We start from the raw sequence: 16,724 nt of genomic DNA, 5'->3' as shown, positions 1-16,724 counted from the left end.
AGGATAGAGAGTATATACAAGTCATTGATATAGGATAAGAAATGAAATTACTTCATTACAAACCATCTTTTTTTATTCAGACCCCGTTTTACCTTATCCAGGGAACCTCATAAAATTCCATTATTAAGGTAAGAAATAATTTTCATCAATTCATTAATTCCATTTTATGAATGTTTTATTTTAACGTTTCTTAACGGATGATTTTTATTTCTTATTTTTGATGGATTCAATTTTATACAATGAAATTACATAAATTTTCTTTATTGATGCTTGTTTTGGGGAGCTCAGCGTTTGCCCAGACACAGAAATTTACAATGGCGGAGGCTGTGAATGGAATGCGTACCAACCTTGCAGTGAAAAATATTTCGCAATTTTCATGGTCTGCGGACGGAAAATCTTATATCCAGTCAGTAAAAGGCGGATATCTGGCTACGGATTTAAAAACAAACAAACAGGATACCTTAATATCTCTGACGCAGTTGAACAAACCGTTTGCAAATAATAAGCTGAAATCTGTTCCACCTATTAAGTTTACAGGAACATCCAATGGATATTTCAATACTAATGGTGAGATGTTCTGGATTGAAAAATCTGGCAATGATTGGAAAATAAAGAACTCAACAAAGATTGATCTTGATGCAGCCAATGTGAAAATGTTTAGTGACGGACAAACTTTTGCCTTTACAGCAAAAAACAATTTATTTGTTAATAAAAACGGGAAAACCATAGCGGTAACCAATGAGGTTAATGAAAATATAATCAGTGGTCAGTCTGTTCATAGAAATGAATTCGGAATTGATACCGGAATTTTCCCTGCACCGAATTCTGAAAGTGTAGCGTTCTACAAAATGGACCAGTCAATGGTAGCAGATTATCCGATCATCGACTGGTCAGTAACGCCAGCCGTTAATCATAACATTAAATATCCAATGGCTGGCCAAACATCGCATCAGGTAACATTAGGGGTTTTCAATATCAAAACACAAGCTACAACTTTCCTTAAGATTGATGGTGAGAAAGATCAGTATCTAACAGCGGTTACATGGAGCCCGGACTCAAAATATATTTTTGTAGCGGTACTGAACAGAGGACAGAATCACATGAAGATGAACCAATATGATGCTGCTACCGGAACTTTGGTAAAGACTTTATTTGAAGAATCAGACAGCAAATATGTTGAACCACAACATCCACTTACTTTCTTCCCGAATTCAAATACAGATTTTATCTGGCAGAGTCAGAGAACGGGATATAATCACTTATTTCATTACAGTTTAGAAAAAGGATTGGTGGCTCAGATCACAAAAGGAGACTGGTTGGTAACCGATATTTTAGGATTTAATGAAAAGAAAAAAGAAATTTTCTTTACTTCTACTAAGGAAACACCTTTAGAAAGACATTTATATAAGATCAACTGGACAAATTTCAAAATGCAAAGATTGGATGCAGATGCAGGAATGCACTTCGGAATTTTGAGCAATGACGGAAACTATCTTTATGATGCTTACAGTAATGCCAATACTCCACGAGTAGGAAACATTATCAATACATCCAGTTTAAAATCTACCAATATCCTTACTTCTGAAAATACATTAAAGAATTATCAGAGACCGGAAATTAAAAATGTAGAATTAAAGGCTGATGATGGAACTCCTTTATATGGAAAGATCATCTTACCAACGAATTTCGATCCCAATAAAAAATATCCAACAATTGTTTACTTATACAATGGGCCACACTTACAACTGATTACAAACAGTTTCCCGGCTTCTGGAAATCTTTGGTATGAATACATGGCTCAGAATGGATATATCATCTTCACTATGGATGGAAGAGGTTCTTCCAACCGAGGAATGAAGTTCGAGCAGGCTGTGTTCAGAAATCTGGGGACGACAGAGATGAATGACCAAATGAAAGGAGTAGATTATCTGAAATCTCTTCCTTATGTAGATGGTGACAAAATGGGTATTCACGGATGGAGCTTCGGAGGATTCATGACAACAAGTTTCATGCTTCGTAAACCGGACGTTTTCAAAGTAGGAGTAGCTGGAGGACCGGTAATCGACTGGAATATGTACGAAATCATGTATGGGGAAAGATACATGGATACACCGCAAGAAAATCCACAAGGATATGCAACAGCTAATCTTTTGGATAAAGTTCAGAACCTGAAAGGAAAACTATTGATGATCCACGGGGCACAGGATGACGTAGTAGTATGGCAGCATTCCATTAAGTTTATCAAATCAGCTGTTGACAATGGAGTTCAATTGGATTACTTTACTTATCCGGGACATCCACATAATGTGATCGGAAAAGATAGAGTTCACCTGATGCAGAAAATCACAGATTACTTTGATTTATATCTGAAAAAATAAAATTAAAATCCAGCCATTGTGGTTGGATTTTTTTGTTGTTTTTTGTTGGGAAACTCAAGGACGCAAAGAACATTTAATAGAATATTTCTTTAACGCGCAAGGATTTAAAATTTTGAACCCCATAGGCACATAGAATATAGTCTCTAATATACGATCAATATTATAAGAAATTCGTGCATTTGTGGCAAAAAAATCAGTGTAACTCTTGCCGGAAATCTTATATTTTCTTGGAGACTATTTCTGCTGCATTGAACTTCCTTTATATTATTCGTAAAACTCTTTGATAATATAGTTTCCGTTGTTCAGTTTATTTAATTCTTTCAACAGGTAATAACGGTGCAGGAATCCGGTTAAAACAACTATTTTTTTGTGAGGATATCTTATCGAAACAGTATAGATATTCTGAGCCATAGTTTGGTTTCTTAGATCCCAAAAACCTGACATTAATTTAAACCCGCTTTTGTAGCTGATTTTTTCTCCATCAGGTTTGGTTACAAATCTTTCGGAAAATTCTTTCCTATTTTCTGTTATTTTTGATAAACCGGAGTATTGAGCATTTTGTCTTTTTTCTGAAATCTTATCTGTTGTTGTATTGTTGAAATTTTCGGGAGACAATTCAGCCTTTTTCATGAGTTCTTTAGTTGTATTTAGGAAAATTTCATATTCCTCAGCTTCAGGTGGTGACAATTTTTTAGCTTTATACAGACTGTCAATTAATTTTACAGACAAATTATCTGTTGGAACCATCCCTTTATCCCTTCTGTATTGATTCCTGTTTTCAAAATCAAAAGGAAGTCTCAGTGTATTGGGAAACTTTTTAAGATAGCGATTGCTTGCGATAATTTCGTTTCCCTTGAGATCTTTATCAGTTTCATATTCTTTCATTCCCTGGCTGTCAACCTCGTGAAGAATAATATCAGGTTTTATTTTGTTCAGGATATCAAACAATATTGTTGGATGATAATTTGGAACACTGTCATGTATATTTCCAATCACATAAATTTCCGTTTTGTTTTGTGAAAAGTAAAAAGTAGTCATTAGAAAGAAGAAAAATACCAGTGAGTGTCTCATTTTCATAAAGTTATTATTCTCAAATATAAATAAGTTTAAATACATGACAAAAAGAAGCCGTCATTTAGACAACCTGTGCCAAATTCCGATCTTATCAAACATCAATGCATCTGATACTTTATAGCTGTATTTTTGTATAACTAAAATCAACAATATGGAATTAGGAATAGGAATGTTCGGAGATTTAGCTTTCGATCAGTCAACTGGGAAATATAGAGATGCAGGAACCAAGCTTCATGAAATTCTGGAGCAGGTAAAATTCATGGATGAGGTAGGAATAGATGTCTTTGCGATGGGAGAGCATCATCGTCCGGATTATGCTGTTTCTTCGCCGGAAATAGTATTGGCAGCAGCGGCAAGCATTACCAAAAATATAAAATTAGCAAGTGGAGTAACCGTTTTGAGTTCATCAGAACCGGTAAAAGTGTATGAAGACTTTTCTACATTGGATTTAATTTCAAACGGAAGAGCAGAAATATTCGTTGGACGAGGGAGCTTTATTGAGTCATTTCCTTTATATGGTTATTCGTTGAATGACTATGAAGAGCTTTTCGATGAAAAACTGGATTTATTATTAAAGATCAATGCTGAGGAAAACGTAATATGGTCAGGGAAACTTCGTGCTCCAATGAATAATCAGACCGTATATCCAAGAGCAAAAAATGAGGGCAAAATATCGATCTGGAGAGCTGTAGGAGGAACACCACAATCTGTTTTAAGTGCTGCTCAATTGGGAATGCCATTAGTGGTTGCTATTATTGGCGGAATGCCGATCCAGTTTAAAAATCTGATTGAATTCTACAAACAGGAATATCAAAAAGCAGGACATGATATGTCTAAAATGCAGATTGCAATTCATTCACATACTTTTGTAAGTGACAACCAGAATGTGGTAGATGGATATTTCCACAATTACAAATCTCAAATGGATAGGATAGGCTCTTCCAGAGGCTGGGCACCTTATACCAAAATGCAGTATGATGGTGGAAGAAGTAAAGACGGGGCATTATTCATCGGAAGCCCGGCTGAGGTAGCAGATAAAATTGCTTACATGAAAGAAATCTTTGGAATTACAAGATTTATTGGTCATATGGATATTGGTGATCCGGCTCATGATGTCATGATGAGGTCTATTGAACTATTTGGAAAAGAAGTAAAACCATTGGTACAAAACCTGTAATTACAGGTTTTATTTAACCACAAAAGTCACAAAAGCTGTATTTTAAAACACTTTTGTGACTTTTGCAGTTTAAAATTTTAGAAGTTAGATAATCTCAATTAAACTTCCTCTTTCCTCATCCTTGATAATGTTGAGTGCCGTAGGAATCTTCTCTTTAAGTTCTTCTACGTGAGAAATAATTCCCACAATTCTATTTTCCTTCATCAGATTGGTCAGTGTTTCAAATACAATATTCACAGATTCCGTGTCCTGAGTTCCAAAACCCTCATCAATAAAAAAGAAGTTTTTATCAGCCTGGGCATTGGATTGAACACTTTCTGCCAACGCTAAGGCAAGACTTAAAGATACCTGGAAAGCCTGACCACCTGAAAGTGTTTTCACACTTCTGCTTCTGCCTTCGTTAAGATAATCGATGATCTCAAAGTCATTATTTTCATTAAGCTGCAGACTCAGTTGATTTCTTGTCATCCTATGGAAGCGGGTATTGGCATGATCACACAGTTGTCTTAGATAAATTGAGGAAACATATTGTACAAAACCGGCACCTTTGAACAGGTTTATCATCAGTTTCAGGTTTTCAGAACGTTTTTGAAGCTTTGATAATTCCTTCAGAAGCTCTTCTTTTTTCTGGTATTCCTTCTCTAGTCTGTCTTTTTCAGCAATCATAGTTACCACAGAATCATTGATCTGCTTCAATTCAGCCTGAGCTTCTTCAAACTGTTTTTCTGCCAATGAAAACTGTTCATCATCAAAGGAAAGCCCCTTAAGTTTCAGCTCCAGACCTTCAATAATTTTCTTTAAAGTTTCAAAATCAATTTTGAATTGCTGGATTTTAGCTCTTGCTTCCTGAATATTGATTTCCTGCTGAAGAATCTTTTCCACTTCATTAAATACTGTAAAATTGTGCTCGTTTAAAGCTTTATCAATAGTTTGCTGATTCCCGGAAATTTCTTTTTCAAGTTCTGCAATTTGTTTTTCAGACTGGCTGACGATAGCTTTCTGCTCTGCAAGTTTAGGAGCAAGATCTTTTTCCTGTTGAGAGGCTTTTTGATATAGCTGTTCTGTTTCAGTATTGGATTGCGCTAATTTCTGATAAGCTTCTTCAATTTCTGTTACAGTCTTTTGCTCATAATGTTCCCATTCTAGTACCTTAAGGTTAGAACGACTGATGTTGATTTCTTTCTGCTTGGTAGCCTCTTCCAGCTTGAAGGTTTCCAAAGCATTTCTATATTTTTCAAGAACTTTGCTTTCTTTTTCAAGGGTCTCACGTTCCAGATTAATGGTTTTGTCTGCTTCTTCAATTTGTTTTTCGATAACAAAAGAATCCGATCTTTTTTTCTCAAAATCATTCTCATGATCCGGGCTGAACTGTTTCCATATAAACTGTTGGAGATGACTTTCCCTATCCTTTTGGATCTGCTGAAGAACTTTTTGTTCAGAGATCAGTTGCTCTTCAAAGATCTTTTTTCTATCCAGTATTTTCTCAATAGCAGTTTCCTGTTGCTGAAGATGTTGAGCTTCTTGTTCAACGATCTTTATTTTTTCCTGAATGTCCTGTAGTTCGGTGTTGATATCATGAAATTCCACAATATGCGGATGCTCCTGGGAACCACAAAGTGGACAGGCTTCACCATGATGAAGTTCACTGGCAAAACGGGACAATTCTTTTTGGATTTTCAAATGATCCAGCTTTTGAGAAAGTTCCTTTTTCTTTGCTTCCAGCACTTCCTTTTTATTATTGAAATCAGTTTTAAAGTTTTCCTGAATCGCAAAAGGTTTTAATTCCTCAGCAATGAGTTCAATCTGTTTCTGATGTTTTTCAGTTTTTTCAATCTGCTCCTGATGTGATTTCTTGAAGTTTTTTTGTTGAATAAACCAGTTACCCACATCGGAAATTAAAGAGGGATCAAGCTTTTGAGCCTTCAAAACCTCCATATTTTTAGACAATTCAGTGATTTTTTTCTGAATCATATCTCTTTGAACTTCTACTTCCTCTACTTTTTCTGAGCCTTTTTGAGTTCTTTCATTAAGAGTTTTAATCTCATCATGAAACTTCAGAATTTGTACAATAAGACTTAAATCATTTTCCTGTATTCTGGACTGTTCCAGTGCTTTGACTTTAGGTTCTAGAGCAGTAAGTTGTTCTTTTACAACCTTAAAAGTAATTTCTGTTTCCTGTAAAGCTTTGGTTTGGTTTTCTTTCTCATTTCCTTTTTCAACAATACTCTTTAAAAGCCTGTTTTTTTCGGTAATCAAAGGATTAAAAACTCTAAGAGTACGATCATACCGTTCCGATTGAGCTTCCAGAGCATCCATCTGAGGTTTTTGTTCAGATAGTTTACCGAAGTTTTCCTGGTTTAGTTTTAAACTTTCAAAATCAGTTTTTAAATTTTTCAGTTGTTGATAAGTCTGGGAAGCTTTTTCAAACTTTTCATTGGCTTGAACCAGTTTTTTTTGTTCCTCTTCCAAAAGATCTTTCCGGAGTTGAATTTTTTCTTCATTCACTTCTTCAAAACCTTTCAGCTGTCCTTCAAGCTGATCCAGCTCAGATCTGTTTTTGGTATTCAAAGCTGAAACATTATTTTGCAGATCATACCGCTGAAGGCTGAAAATTTCCTTCATCATATTGGTTCTGTCAGCAGCACCTAATTCAAGAAACTCTTTGAATTGTCCTTGAGGAATAATGATGGTACGTTTGAAGTTGGAATAACTTAAACCAATAATAGTTTCCGCATTGGAATGATCCAAAGGAATCCACTTTCCATCAATATTTTCATAGAACGCTATAGAATTAGGTTTTACATCATCAAACTTCTTGGAATTTCGTCTGAAATCCCTCGTAGCGCGAAAAAGTTTATTTTCATAATTAATAAAATCAAACTCAATATAAGAACTGTTCGATTTTAAATTCATCATATTATACGCTCTTTTGTCACGCATATTCAAACGTTCCGTTTCCCCATACAAAGCAAACGAAATGGCTTCAAGAACTGATGATTTTCCGGAACCTACTGCTCCGAAAATACCAAATAATCCCGCTTCCGTAAGATTTTTAAAATCTATGGTCTGGCGCTCCTGGTAGGAATACAAACCTTCAACTGTTAATCGAATAGGAATCATGGCTTAGGTATTTAGAATTTCGTTAAACAATTTCATCAATTCTTCATTGGCCTCCTGTCCTGCATTCTTTGATTTAAAATAATCCTTAAACAATGTTTCTATATTCTGATTTAAATTAATTTCTTGGTTTGTTTCTTCACCGAACTCCTTACTTTTAACTTTAGGAATAAGATGGACAATTCCAGTATGAGACTGATAAATGAGCCTTCGTTCATCAGCCGTTAAAAAGGTTTCACTTTCTAATGTAAGTTCAATAAATGCATTTGGATTTTCCTGCAACCACTGAACAGTTTCATCGACAGATGTAAAGGTTTTTCGCACTAAAGTTCTTCCGCTTTTCAATACCTTTTTTTCATAAGAAACTGGTTGCCCCGGTTCTGCATCAATAATGGATATATATTTTGTCTGACCTGCCTCACTAAAGCTATAGCAAAGGGGAGAAGATGAATACACTACGGGCTTTTCCTTTGTTCCGATATTCTGATAACCATGCAGGTGACCCAAAGCTGTATATTGAATCTGTTCCGGAATACTGTCAGAATAAATAAGATCAGCATTTCCAATTTTAATCGGTTTTTCTCCTTCGGGTTCTTCCAAAATTTCACCTCCTCTTTTATTCATATACAAATGAGCGGTCAGTAGGTTAATCCCATTTTCATCACAGAGCTGATTGGCAAGATCTTTCCAAGTTTTCGAAAGGACATTATTGATCTCTTCTTCTTTATTTTCTCCTAAATATTCTTTCAAACGGATTTCATTAGCGTAAGGAGTATGCAATAGTCTTATTGGAAAATCAATAGTGTTGATTTTCACTTCTATAAAGCCTTCTTTTGAATGGGTAATGCTAAAATGTTCTGTTCCAAACGGAGTAATTTTTGCTTTGGGATGGCCAATTAGAATAATTCCACATTCTCTGGCCAATGGATCTGGTGCATTGATGAGGTTGGGGGAATCGTGATTCCCGGCAATGGCGATTACAGGACGTCTTCCGTTTTGAGACAAACGTTTCAGTGTTTTATAAAAAAGCTCAACAGCTTCAACAGCGGGGTTAAAATTATCAAAAAGATCACCGGCAACAAGAATAAGGTCTGCCTGTTCTTCATCAGCAATCGCAATGATTTCCTCCATCACTGAAACCTGCTCTTCCAGTCGGGAAAAGCGATCCAGTTTTTTTCCTAAATGCCAGTCGGCGGTGTGTAGAATTTTCATAAAAAGTTGATCGTTATTTATTATCGCTTTCTTTTGTTTTGAAATCAGCCATAATCTGTTTTAAACGTGCTTTCCTTTCTGCTTCGGCATTTTGTATTTTCCGTTTTTTCTGATCAATTTGCTTTTTATTTTTTTTCCTGTTGGCGTCGTTGTTTTTGCTCATATCGGTTTGTAGCGAATATTTTTTATAGGTAAAAAATTGCTTCATCAAAAATACTAAACATTAAGAGTTTAAACAATTTTAGTCGCTAAGTCTGATAAAATGTTTTAATTTTACCATGTTATGGAAGAAAAATCAAAAGATCCTTTACACGGAAAAAGACTCGATGCCATCCTTGAAGAATTGGTAGAATACTACGAAGGATTTGAAAAATTGGGCGAGCAAATTAATATAAAATGCTTTACAGATAATCCAAGCATCAGTTCCTCTTTAAAGTTTTTAAGGAAAACACCTTGGGCAAGAACGAAAGTAGAGAGCTTGTATCTTTTTGTACTGAGACAAAAGAAAAAGAGAGGAGACCAGAAATAAGAATAAAGGCTGGAAGCCGAAAGCCCGCTGCTGAATATTACTTGTAGTCTTAGAACTTCGGATAATTATTCTATGGAATTAAGAAGAATATTTTTAAAAGGTAAAAAGAAAATATAGTTGTTCTTTATGCCTTTCATAGCTTCATTCTTTCATCTCCCAGCTTCCAACCTAATTAAATAATTTCAAAAAGAGTATATTTGTAGTATCGTTAATCGTAAAAAAAATTACGACAAAAAAAGAAAAATATGACAATTGAAAACAATCACGTTGTAGCTGTAAAGTATATCCTTCACACTATCGAAGCAGATGGAAGTAAAGTTCTTGTAGAAGAAACAACAGCAGAAAATCCACTTACATTTTTGTATGGTGTTGGAATGATGATTCCAAAATTTGAAGAAAATATCCTTGGTCTAAAAGCTGGTGATAAAGCTGCTTTTGTAATTCAGCCTGAAGAAGCTTACGGAGAAAGACAGCCTGATGCTATTGCTCAATTGCCGCTTGAAATGTTCCAGGAATCAGGAACTCCACCTGTTGGGGCGATTTTACCTTTATCAGACAATCAGGGGAATAATTTCCAGGCTTTTGTAGTAGAAGTAACTCCTGAAGCTGTAGTAGCAGACCTTAACCACCCAATGGCTGGTAAAGTTTTAGATTTCCAGGTGGAAATTTTAAATACTCGTCCTGCAACAGAAGAGGAATTATCACACGGTCACGCTCACGGAATTGACGGTACTGACGCTCACTAAGAAATAATATAAATGTCCGAAATATCGGACATTTTTTTATACAATTATTATATTGTAAGACAATAAAAAGATAACCAGCAGAACGTTCTGCTGGTTATTTTGTTTTTATATACAAAAAGTAAGTATTGTGCTTGGCATTCCCCTTATTCTGCATCATACTCCGTTACATCAATAAATGTAAGGAACCATTTCCCATCAATTTTTGTCATGATAAAACTAAATCCATTAATAGGAGCCTTTTCTTTACTGTTCTCAGCAAGGGTTACAAAAACAACATTTTTAGGATTGGAATTGATCTTAAAAATCGTCTGCTCCTTTACAGCATATAGTTCTGAAAACTTGTCAGCATAATCATTGACTGTATTAGAATTAAACTGAACAAATAGCCCTTCTTTTATCCATTTCTTATTTTTTAAGTCATATCCAGAAGTCTGGTCGAATTGTATCGGAAACTGGTTTCTGATATTCCATACCTTTTTGATAGGTCCTAACGGCATGCTGAAATCAACATCCTCATTTAAAACAAATCCCAGCTCACCACCACTTTTAAAAAGGACACTTACACCATAGGTTTCATTCACGTATTTATTCATGATAATACCATTTTTGGTCTGGAAACCCTTTAAGATATCGGTTACAGCCATGGAAACTTCTTTTTTATCTTCAGCTGTTTGTGCGTTGAAAACACCAAAGCTGCAAAATAAAAACAGCAATGTGTAAATAAAATTCTTCTTCATATTATTATTAATCTAAAAATTCACCTGAAACATAATACCAGCGCTCATGCATTTTCTGAAAAACAGAAAATTCGTGATGAATTTGCGGATGACCATCCTGGTCTGTATAATAAGCCTTAAACTCTACATGGTTTAAGGTAGGAGTTTGAATAATTTCCAGTTTTGTCCATTCATTAATCTCTCCCCATTCCTGTAAATCCTGTTTGTTGTGGAATTTTCGTTTTCCTGGAAGGGTAGTTTCCATTAAATATTCACCGTTGGGAATAGCGAAGGCCGAAAATCTTGAACGCATCAATGCTTCAGCAGTAGGAGCATGTTTTTCTTCGGCGTGATAAGGCTTACAGCATTCTTCGTAGGATTTTCCTGAACAGCAGGGACAATTCATCTTTTTTATTTAAAATTTTATGCTGCAAAAATAAGGAATATCAATAAACAGACTTGATTTTTACCTGCTATAAAATTGTATGTTGATAATAATCGCCACGAATGCACGAATAATTTTATTTGTGAAGGTATGACTAAAAAAAGTTGAACTGCATAGAATACTCGAACCTAATATTAAAAAGTAAGAATAATATTCAACATTAAAAATTCGTGTGTTTGTGGCAAATAAAAGAAGCACTCTTAAAAGAATGCTTCTCATTGTATTATTTAATAAACCCTCTGTTTCTTAATAAAGGTTTAATGTCCGGATCATGTCCTGTGAAATCTCTGAACGCCTGATTAAGATCTACAGAATTTCCTACAGAAAGAATGTATTTTCTGAAACGGTCACCGTTTTCTCTGGTTAAACCACCATTCTTACTAATCCATTCCCATGCATCATTATCCAATGTTTCAGACCACAGATAAGCATAATATCCTGCTGAATATCCACCACCCCAAATATGTGCAAAATAAGGAGTATGGTATCTTGGTGGAACCGTTGCTAAAGTAAATCCGTGGTTTGTTAAAGATTGTTTTTCGAAATCCAAAACAGGGATAAGCTGGCTTTCATTCGTTACAGAATGCCAATCCATATCTAAAGCTGCTGCGGAAACCAATTCCGTAGTCATATATCCCTGGTTGAAGGTAGCCGCTTTTTTAATTTTATCTACTAAAGTCTGAGGAATCGGTTGTTTTGTTTGATAATGAACCGCATAATTTTTCATTACAATCGGATCCAATGCCCAGTGCTCATTGATCTGAGATGGGAATTCCACAAAGTCTCTCGGTACATTTGTTCCGGAAAGAGATGGGTATTTCTGGCTTGCAAACATACCATGGATAGAGTGTCCAAACTCATGGAAAATGGTTGAAACATCATCAAAACTGATTAATGAAGGCTTTCCAGGAGCAGGTTTCTGATAATTGTAGCAGTTTACGATTACAGGTTTTGTTCCCATAAGATAAGACTGTTCTACGAAGTTACTCATCCAGGCACCCCCATTTTTAGAATCTCTTGTATAGAAATCCAGATAATAGATCGCGATAGATTTTCCGTCATGATCAAAAACTTCATAAGTCACTACATCCGGGTGGTACACCGGAAGGTCAGTTCTCTTTTTGAAAGTTAATCCGTAGAATTTTTCAGCCGCGAAGAAAACTCCTTTTTCTAAAACGGTTGTGATTTCAAAATAAGGTTTAATCTCGCTTTCATCAAGGTCAAATTTAGCCTTTCTTACCTGTTCAGCATAAAAATTCCAGTCCCAAGGTTCTACTTTGAAACCTCCTTTTTGCTGATCGATAAGATCCTGAATATCCTTTGCTTCACGTCTTGCTGTTTCTACAGCTGGTGTAGCCACCTGATTCATTAGTTTCGTTGCCGCTTCAGGGGTTTTGGCCATCTGATCCTGAAGTTTCCATTCTGCGAAATTCTTTTTCCCAAGAATCTGAGCTTTTTTCAATCTGATTTTAGCAAGCTTTTCAATAGTTTCTCGTGTATCGTTCGCATCACCTTTCTCAGCTCTTGTCCATGAAGCTTTGAATAGCTTTTCTCTGGTAGCTCTGTTTTTCAGGTTTTGTAAAAGAGGTTGCTGGGTAGTATTTTGTAAAGCAAGAAGGTATTTACCCGGTTGTCCTGCTGTTTTAGCATCAGCTGCTGCCGCTGCAATTTCGTCAGCAGAAAGTCCGTCAAGTTCCTTTGCTTCAGAAAAGAATACTCCACCTTGCTTTCTTGCTTCCAATAATTTATTAGCATATTGAGTAGAAAGAGAAGCCAGCTCCTGGTTGATCTGCTTCAGTTTTTCTTTATCTGCAGCAGAAAGGTTAGCTCCTGCAATCTCAAAGTTTTGCTTGTAGTATTGTACCAATCTCTTGCTTTCAGGATCAAGTCCGTCTTCTTTGATGGATTTGATTCTTTTATAAAGATTTTCATTCAGGTACATTTTATCAGAATGTGCTGCAAAAATTGGAGCATATTCTTCATCCAAAGCCTGTAGAGTAGGGTTTGTATTTGCACTTGTCAGATTAGAAAAAACAATTTGAGTTCTTCTTAGTACTTCACCACTCTTTTCCAATGCAACGATGGTATTTTCAAAAGTAGGAGAAGCTGGATTGTTGGCAATCTTTTCAATTTCAGCAGCATGTTGCTTTAATCCGAATTCAAAAGCCGGTTTAAAATGTTCGTTTTTAATTTTGTCAAACTCCGGAGCTTCGTACTGAAGCTTGCTCTTCTTCATAAAAGGGTTTGAAGATAATGATGGATCGGGAGCAGGAAGTTCCTGTTGAGTATCGGTCTGTTTCATTGTAGTACAAGATTGATTGAACGCCAAGGCAGAAATTAATAATACCGATGAAATATTCTTCATAAATATAGTTGTTATTAAAGTATAAAGATATTAAAAACTTGTCTTACAGCTGATATTTTGCATTATGTATTTAATAAAACGGATAATTTGAACATTTTTGTGTAAAAAGAATATGACCTTTGTTTCATATTTTTTTTTCCAACGGTTGAGTTACAGAGACTAAAAGGATAATAATAAGAAGATGTAATATTTTTTATATTTTAGTTGTTATTAAATTATAATCCAAAAAATAATCTATAAAAAAAATAAACATGAAAAAAAGAACTCTTTTTATTTTTTCAGCCTTAGTGGTGTTGGCCTCATGTAATGAAAGACATGAGAAAAAGAATAGAGAAAACAATAATGGGTGGGTAGAGAAAGTCATCAATAAAGAAACCGGGCCTATTCAGCAGAGAGAATTCAAAGGAGATTTTGATGAAATTCAGGTTTCTCAGGCTATTGATGCAGAGGTTATAAAATCCGATGTAGAAAAAGTGATCATTTCGGCACCTCAAAGTATTATTGACGAAATTCTTGTAGAAAATAGCGGTGGAAAACTTCATATTCATTATAAGAAGGGAATCAGAGTAATGAATATCAGTAAAGTTACAGCAAAAATTTATACGAGAGACTTTACAAAACTGACTGCCGAATCTGCAGCAAGTATCAATGTAAAAGATAAGTTTACTCAGGAAAAAACAAGTGTGGAATTATCCAGTGCAGGGAGTGTTTCCGGAAATCTGGAGGCTAACGATTTCAATATTAATGCAGATAGCAGCAGTAATTTTAATGGAAAAATATGGGCTGTAAATCTTGAGATAGAATCTTCCTCAGGATCAAGTATTGATATTTCAGGAAAAGCAAAAAATGCGGATATCAATTCTTCTTCCGGCAGTAGTATTTCAGCTAAGGGTGTTATTGCAGATCATGTAGAAGCTGATGCGTCCAGTGGAGCCAGCATTCATATCAGTGCAGTTTCTTCGGTTAAAGCAGAAGCCTCTTCGGGTGGAAGTGTAGATATCGCCAGAAAAGGAGACCTTAAAAATATCACCAAGAATGAAAGCAGTGGTGGAAGTGTAAATATCGAATAAAATTAATCCTGGGATTCTTCTTCCTCCTCTTCTTCTGGAGATGAAGACGAAGAATCCCAGTTTTTATTATCAAAATTTAGATTATCATAAGCTAATAATTCCTCCTCACGCTGGAGGATTTCTTTTGTGGTAAACAAAGCAATCTCACTATCTTCCGTTGCCTTAGCCAACTTTCTGATAGAAGCTTTATCAATAGCCATAAAACGCTGCCCAAGACGTCTCGCTGCATATTTTCTCATCCCTGTTTCATGCAGGACATCCACAGCCATATCCACAGCAGTTCCCAAGGTTTCCCGATAAATATGATTAATGCCATTGTTAAGATATTCGTATGCGTCAATCCTGTTTTTGGCCCTTACAAAGATTTTTACCTTCGGATAATGCTCGCGAACCAGTTCTGCAATAAACATATTGTCATCCGCATCATCTAGACACAATACCAGAATTTCAGCATCTTCAATGCCTGCTGCTCTTAGAATAGGAATTCTAGTCGCATCACCATAATAAACCTTAAAGCCGTAGCTTCTCAACAATTTTACACGATCCGAATCTCTATCCAGAACTGTTGCCGATATTTTATTGGCTTTTAGAAGACGTCCCACCGTACTCCCAAAATGTCCAAAACCTACAATAATAATTTTTTTCTGACTTACATCACTGTCCAGAATATTATAATCATGTTCTTCCTCAGGGATTTCTTTAATAAATTTAGGGGTAATAAATTTATCGTTAACAATCAATAGAATAGGAGTAATACACATAGTGATTGCAGTGACAGCCATTAGCTGTGCATTCAGTTCCGGACCTAGAAGATAGAGATCCGAGGCATAATTTATCAATACAAAAGCAAATTCTCCCACCTGCGATAATGCAAAGGCATAGAAAAGGCTTTGTGGAGTATCTATTCTATAGAACTTTCCAATGGTATATAATACTAAAAATTTTATTGCCAGTACAGCAAATACGGTACTGAAAATAAATAATGGATCTTTTTGAATGATATTGAAATTTATCGTTGATCCCACACTCACAAAAAATACAGCGAGTAACAACCCTTTAAAAGGATCGATCTGTGCTTCAAGTTCGTGACGGAATTCACTGTTGGCCAACATGACTCCGGCAAGGAAAGCTCCTAATGCGGGAGAAAGTCCGATAACGATCATCAGTTCAGATACTCCAATAACCAGAAATAAGGAAGAAGCGGTCAGTAGCTCAGTCATTCCTGATTTTGAAACATAGCGTAAAAAGGGTACAAATACATACCTACCCAATAAAATCAATAGAGCTACTCCTAAAATCACTGTGCTGGCCTGAAGCCATTCCGGAAGTTTTTGGATCAGAATCTGAATTTCATTATCGTGATGCTTTGCTTTATAGTTAGCAATAATCGGAAGAATAGCCAAAATAGGAATTACAGAAATATCCTGAAATAATAAGGTCGAGAATGAAGCCTCTCCAGCTGTCGTTTTAAAGTTATTTTTTTCCTGTAAAGTCTGTAGTACAATTGCGGTAGAAGAGAGCGCAAAGCACATAGCAACAGCAATAGCCTTATCTATTCTCCAACCCACGCTGATGAATACCAGAAATAATAAAAAAATGGTCAGAAGCATCTGGGTAAGTCCCAATCCCATAATTTTCTTACGCATTTCCCAGAACTTTCGTGGTTCCAGTTCTAGCCCAACGATGAATAAGAGCATGATAACTCCGAATTCACTGGCATGCATAATATCGTTTACGTTATTTCCTGTCAGTTTGAGGACATAGGGACCAATAATAATTCCTCCTAAAATATAACCAATTACTGAACTCAATCCCAATTTTCTGGCCAGCGGAACCATGATAATGGCTACACCCAGAAAAATTAATGTGTTCATCGCTAAGCTGGACTCCATATA

Annotated in this window: 13 protein-coding genes; 5 read left to right on the top strand and 8 right to left on the bottom strand. The window is 35.7% G+C overall.

Going from position 1 to position 16,724, the window contains the following annotated elements; all coding sequences use genetic code 11:
- Window positions 1–239 precede the first annotated feature (239 nt).
- The gene (locus EG344_RS07920; RefSeq protein WP_123909001.1) at window positions 240–2,378 is read left to right on the top strand and encodes a S9 family peptidase; all 2,139 of its coding nucleotides are present in this window, start codon (window positions 240–242) and stop codon (window positions 2,376–2,378) included.
- Window positions 2,379–2,642: 264 nt separating this feature from the next.
- On the opposite strand, the gene EG344_RS07915 is transcribed toward EG344_RS07920, so the two are convergent.
- Window positions 2,643–3,449, bottom strand: a complete 807-nt coding sequence (locus EG344_RS07915; protein WP_228412883.1) for a hypothetical protein — start codon at window positions 3,447–3,449, stop codon at window positions 2,643–2,645.
- A 154-nt stretch (window positions 3,450–3,603) separates the two neighbouring features.
- Between EG344_RS07915 and EG344_RS07910 the strand changes: the two genes are divergently transcribed.
- The gene (locus EG344_RS07910) at window positions 3,604–4,629 is read left to right on the top strand and encodes an LLM class flavin-dependent oxidoreductase (RefSeq protein ID WP_123908999.1); all 1,026 of its coding nucleotides are present in this window, start codon (window positions 3,604–3,606) and stop codon (window positions 4,627–4,629) included.
- Between the two features lie 84 nt (window positions 4,630–4,713).
- Here the strand turns inward: EG344_RS07910 and EG344_RS07905 are convergent, their stop codons facing one another.
- From EG344_RS07905 to EG344_RS07895, 3 genes are read right to left on the bottom strand one after another with little or no spacing between them, the layout of a single operon-like run.
- Complete coding sequence (locus tag EG344_RS07905) at window positions 4,714–7,749, bottom strand: AAA family ATPase (protein WP_123908998.1); 3,036 nt, start codon at window positions 7,747–7,749, stop codon at window positions 4,714–4,716.
- Between the two features lie 3 nt (window positions 7,750–7,752).
- A complete protein-coding gene (locus EG344_RS07900) occupies window positions 7,753–8,958 on the bottom strand; it encodes an exonuclease SbcCD subunit D (RefSeq protein ID WP_123908997.1) in 1,206 nt (401 codons plus the stop codon).
- Between the two features lie 13 nt (window positions 8,959–8,971).
- Window positions 8,972–9,121 carry a hypothetical protein gene (locus tag EG344_RS07895; protein ID WP_164464403.1) on the bottom strand — a complete coding sequence of 50 codons (150 nt, stop codon included), beginning with the start codon at window positions 9,119–9,121 and terminating at the stop codon, window positions 8,972–8,974.
- A 120-nt stretch (window positions 9,122–9,241) separates the two neighbouring features.
- On the opposite strand from EG344_RS07895, the gene EG344_RS07890 reads away from it, so the two are divergent.
- Both EG344_RS07890 and EG344_RS07885 read left to right on the top strand, forming a co-directional pair.
- Window positions 9,242–9,487 (top strand): VF530 family DNA-binding protein, encoded by a 246-nt coding sequence (locus EG344_RS07890; RefSeq protein WP_123858999.1) that lies wholly within the window; start codon window positions 9,242–9,244, stop codon window positions 9,485–9,487.
- 245 nt (window positions 9,488–9,732) lie between these two features.
- Window positions 9,733–10,233 (top strand): peptidylprolyl isomerase, encoded by a 501-nt coding sequence (locus EG344_RS07885; protein WP_123859000.1) that lies wholly within the window; start codon window positions 9,733–9,735, stop codon window positions 10,231–10,233.
- 143 nt (window positions 10,234–10,376) lie between these two features.
- On the opposite strand, the gene EG344_RS07880 is transcribed toward EG344_RS07885, so the two are convergent.
- The 3 genes from EG344_RS07880 to EG344_RS07870 all read right to left on the bottom strand — a co-directional run bounded on the left by EG344_RS07880 (window position 10,377) and on the right by EG344_RS07870 (window position 13,759).
- Window positions 10,377–10,970: a hypothetical protein gene (locus EG344_RS07880; protein WP_123908995.1), complete on the bottom strand. Its 594-nt coding sequence runs from the start codon at window positions 10,968–10,970 to the stop codon at window positions 10,377–10,379.
- Window positions 10,971–10,977: 7 nt separating this feature from the next.
- Complete coding sequence (locus EG344_RS07875; RefSeq protein ID WP_123908994.1) at window positions 10,978–11,355, bottom strand: YchJ family protein; 378 nt, start codon at window positions 11,353–11,355, stop codon at window positions 10,978–10,980.
- Between the two features lie 262 nt (window positions 11,356–11,617).
- Window positions 11,618–13,759, bottom strand: coding sequence for a M3 family metallopeptidase (locus tag EG344_RS07870; protein ID WP_123908993.1), 2,142 nt, complete (start codon window positions 13,757–13,759; stop codon window positions 11,618–11,620).
- Between the two features lie 251 nt (window positions 13,760–14,010).
- Here EG344_RS07870 and EG344_RS07865 point away from each other — a divergent pair, with 251 nt between their 5' ends.
- Window positions 14,011–14,829, top strand: a complete 819-nt coding sequence (locus EG344_RS07865; protein WP_123908992.1) for a GIN domain-containing protein — start codon at window positions 14,011–14,013, stop codon at window positions 14,827–14,829.
- A 2-nt stretch (window positions 14,830–14,831) separates the two neighbouring features.
- Here the strand turns inward: EG344_RS07865 and EG344_RS07860 are convergent, their stop codons facing one another.
- Window positions 14,832–16,721 carry a monovalent cation:proton antiporter-2 (CPA2) family protein gene (locus EG344_RS07860; RefSeq protein ID WP_123908991.1) on the bottom strand — a complete coding sequence of 630 codons (1,890 nt, stop codon included), beginning with the start codon at window positions 16,719–16,721 and terminating at the stop codon, window positions 14,832–14,834.
- Between the last annotated feature and the right edge of the window lie 3 nt (window positions 16,722–16,724).

The sequence above is a fragment of the Chryseobacterium sp. G0162 genome (genome assembly GCF_003815715.1).
Lineage (GTDB): Bacteria > Bacteroidota > Bacteroidia > Flavobacteriales > Weeksellaceae > Chryseobacterium.
Note: the sequence above shows the minus strand (reverse complement) of the source record. Positions and strands in the feature narration are given on the sequence as shown.

Excerpts from the sequence above, each read along its gene's own strand:
- EG344_RS07920 (WP_123909001.1), top strand. The coding sequence starts at position 240 with ATGAAATTACATAAATTTTCTTTATTGATGCTTGTTTTGGGGAGCTCA.
- EG344_RS07915 (WP_228412883.1), bottom strand. The coding sequence starts at position 3,449 with ATGAGACACTCACTGGTATTTTTCTTCTTTCTAATGACTACTTTTTAC.
- EG344_RS07910 (WP_123908999.1), top strand. The coding sequence starts at position 3,604 with ATGGAATTAGGAATAGGAATGTTCGGAGATTTAGCTTTCGATCAGTCA.
- EG344_RS07905 (WP_123908998.1), bottom strand. The coding sequence starts at position 7,749 with ATGATTCCTATTCGATTAACAGTTGAAGGTTTGTATTCCTACCAGGAG.
- EG344_RS07900 (WP_123908997.1), bottom strand. The coding sequence starts at position 8,958 with ATGAAAATTCTACACACCGCCGACTGGCATTTAGGAAAAAAACTGGAT.
- EG344_RS07895 (WP_164464403.1), bottom strand. The coding sequence starts at position 9,121 with ATGAGCAAAAACAACGACGCCAACAGGAAAAAAAATAAAAAGCAAATT.
- EG344_RS07890 (WP_123858999.1), top strand. The coding sequence starts at position 9,242 with ATGGAAGAAAAATCAAAAGATCCTTTACACGGAAAAAGACTCGATGCC.
- EG344_RS07885 (WP_123859000.1), top strand. The coding sequence starts at position 9,733 with ATGACAATTGAAAACAATCACGTTGTAGCTGTAAAGTATATCCTTCAC.
- EG344_RS07880 (WP_123908995.1), bottom strand. The coding sequence starts at position 10,970 with ATGAAGAAGAATTTTATTTACACATTGCTGTTTTTATTTTGCAGCTTT.
- EG344_RS07875 (WP_123908994.1), bottom strand. The coding sequence starts at position 11,355 with ATGAATTGTCCCTGCTGTTCAGGAAAATCCTACGAAGAATGCTGTAAG.
- EG344_RS07870 (WP_123908993.1), bottom strand. The coding sequence starts at position 13,759 with ATGAAGAATATTTCATCGGTATTATTAATTTCTGCCTTGGCGTTCAAT.
- EG344_RS07865 (WP_123908992.1), top strand. The coding sequence starts at position 14,011 with ATGAAAAAAAGAACTCTTTTTATTTTTTCAGCCTTAGTGGTGTTGGCC.
- EG344_RS07860 (WP_123908991.1), bottom strand. The coding sequence starts at position 16,721 with ATGGAGTCCAGCTTAGCGATGAACACATTAATTTTTCTGGGTGTAGCC.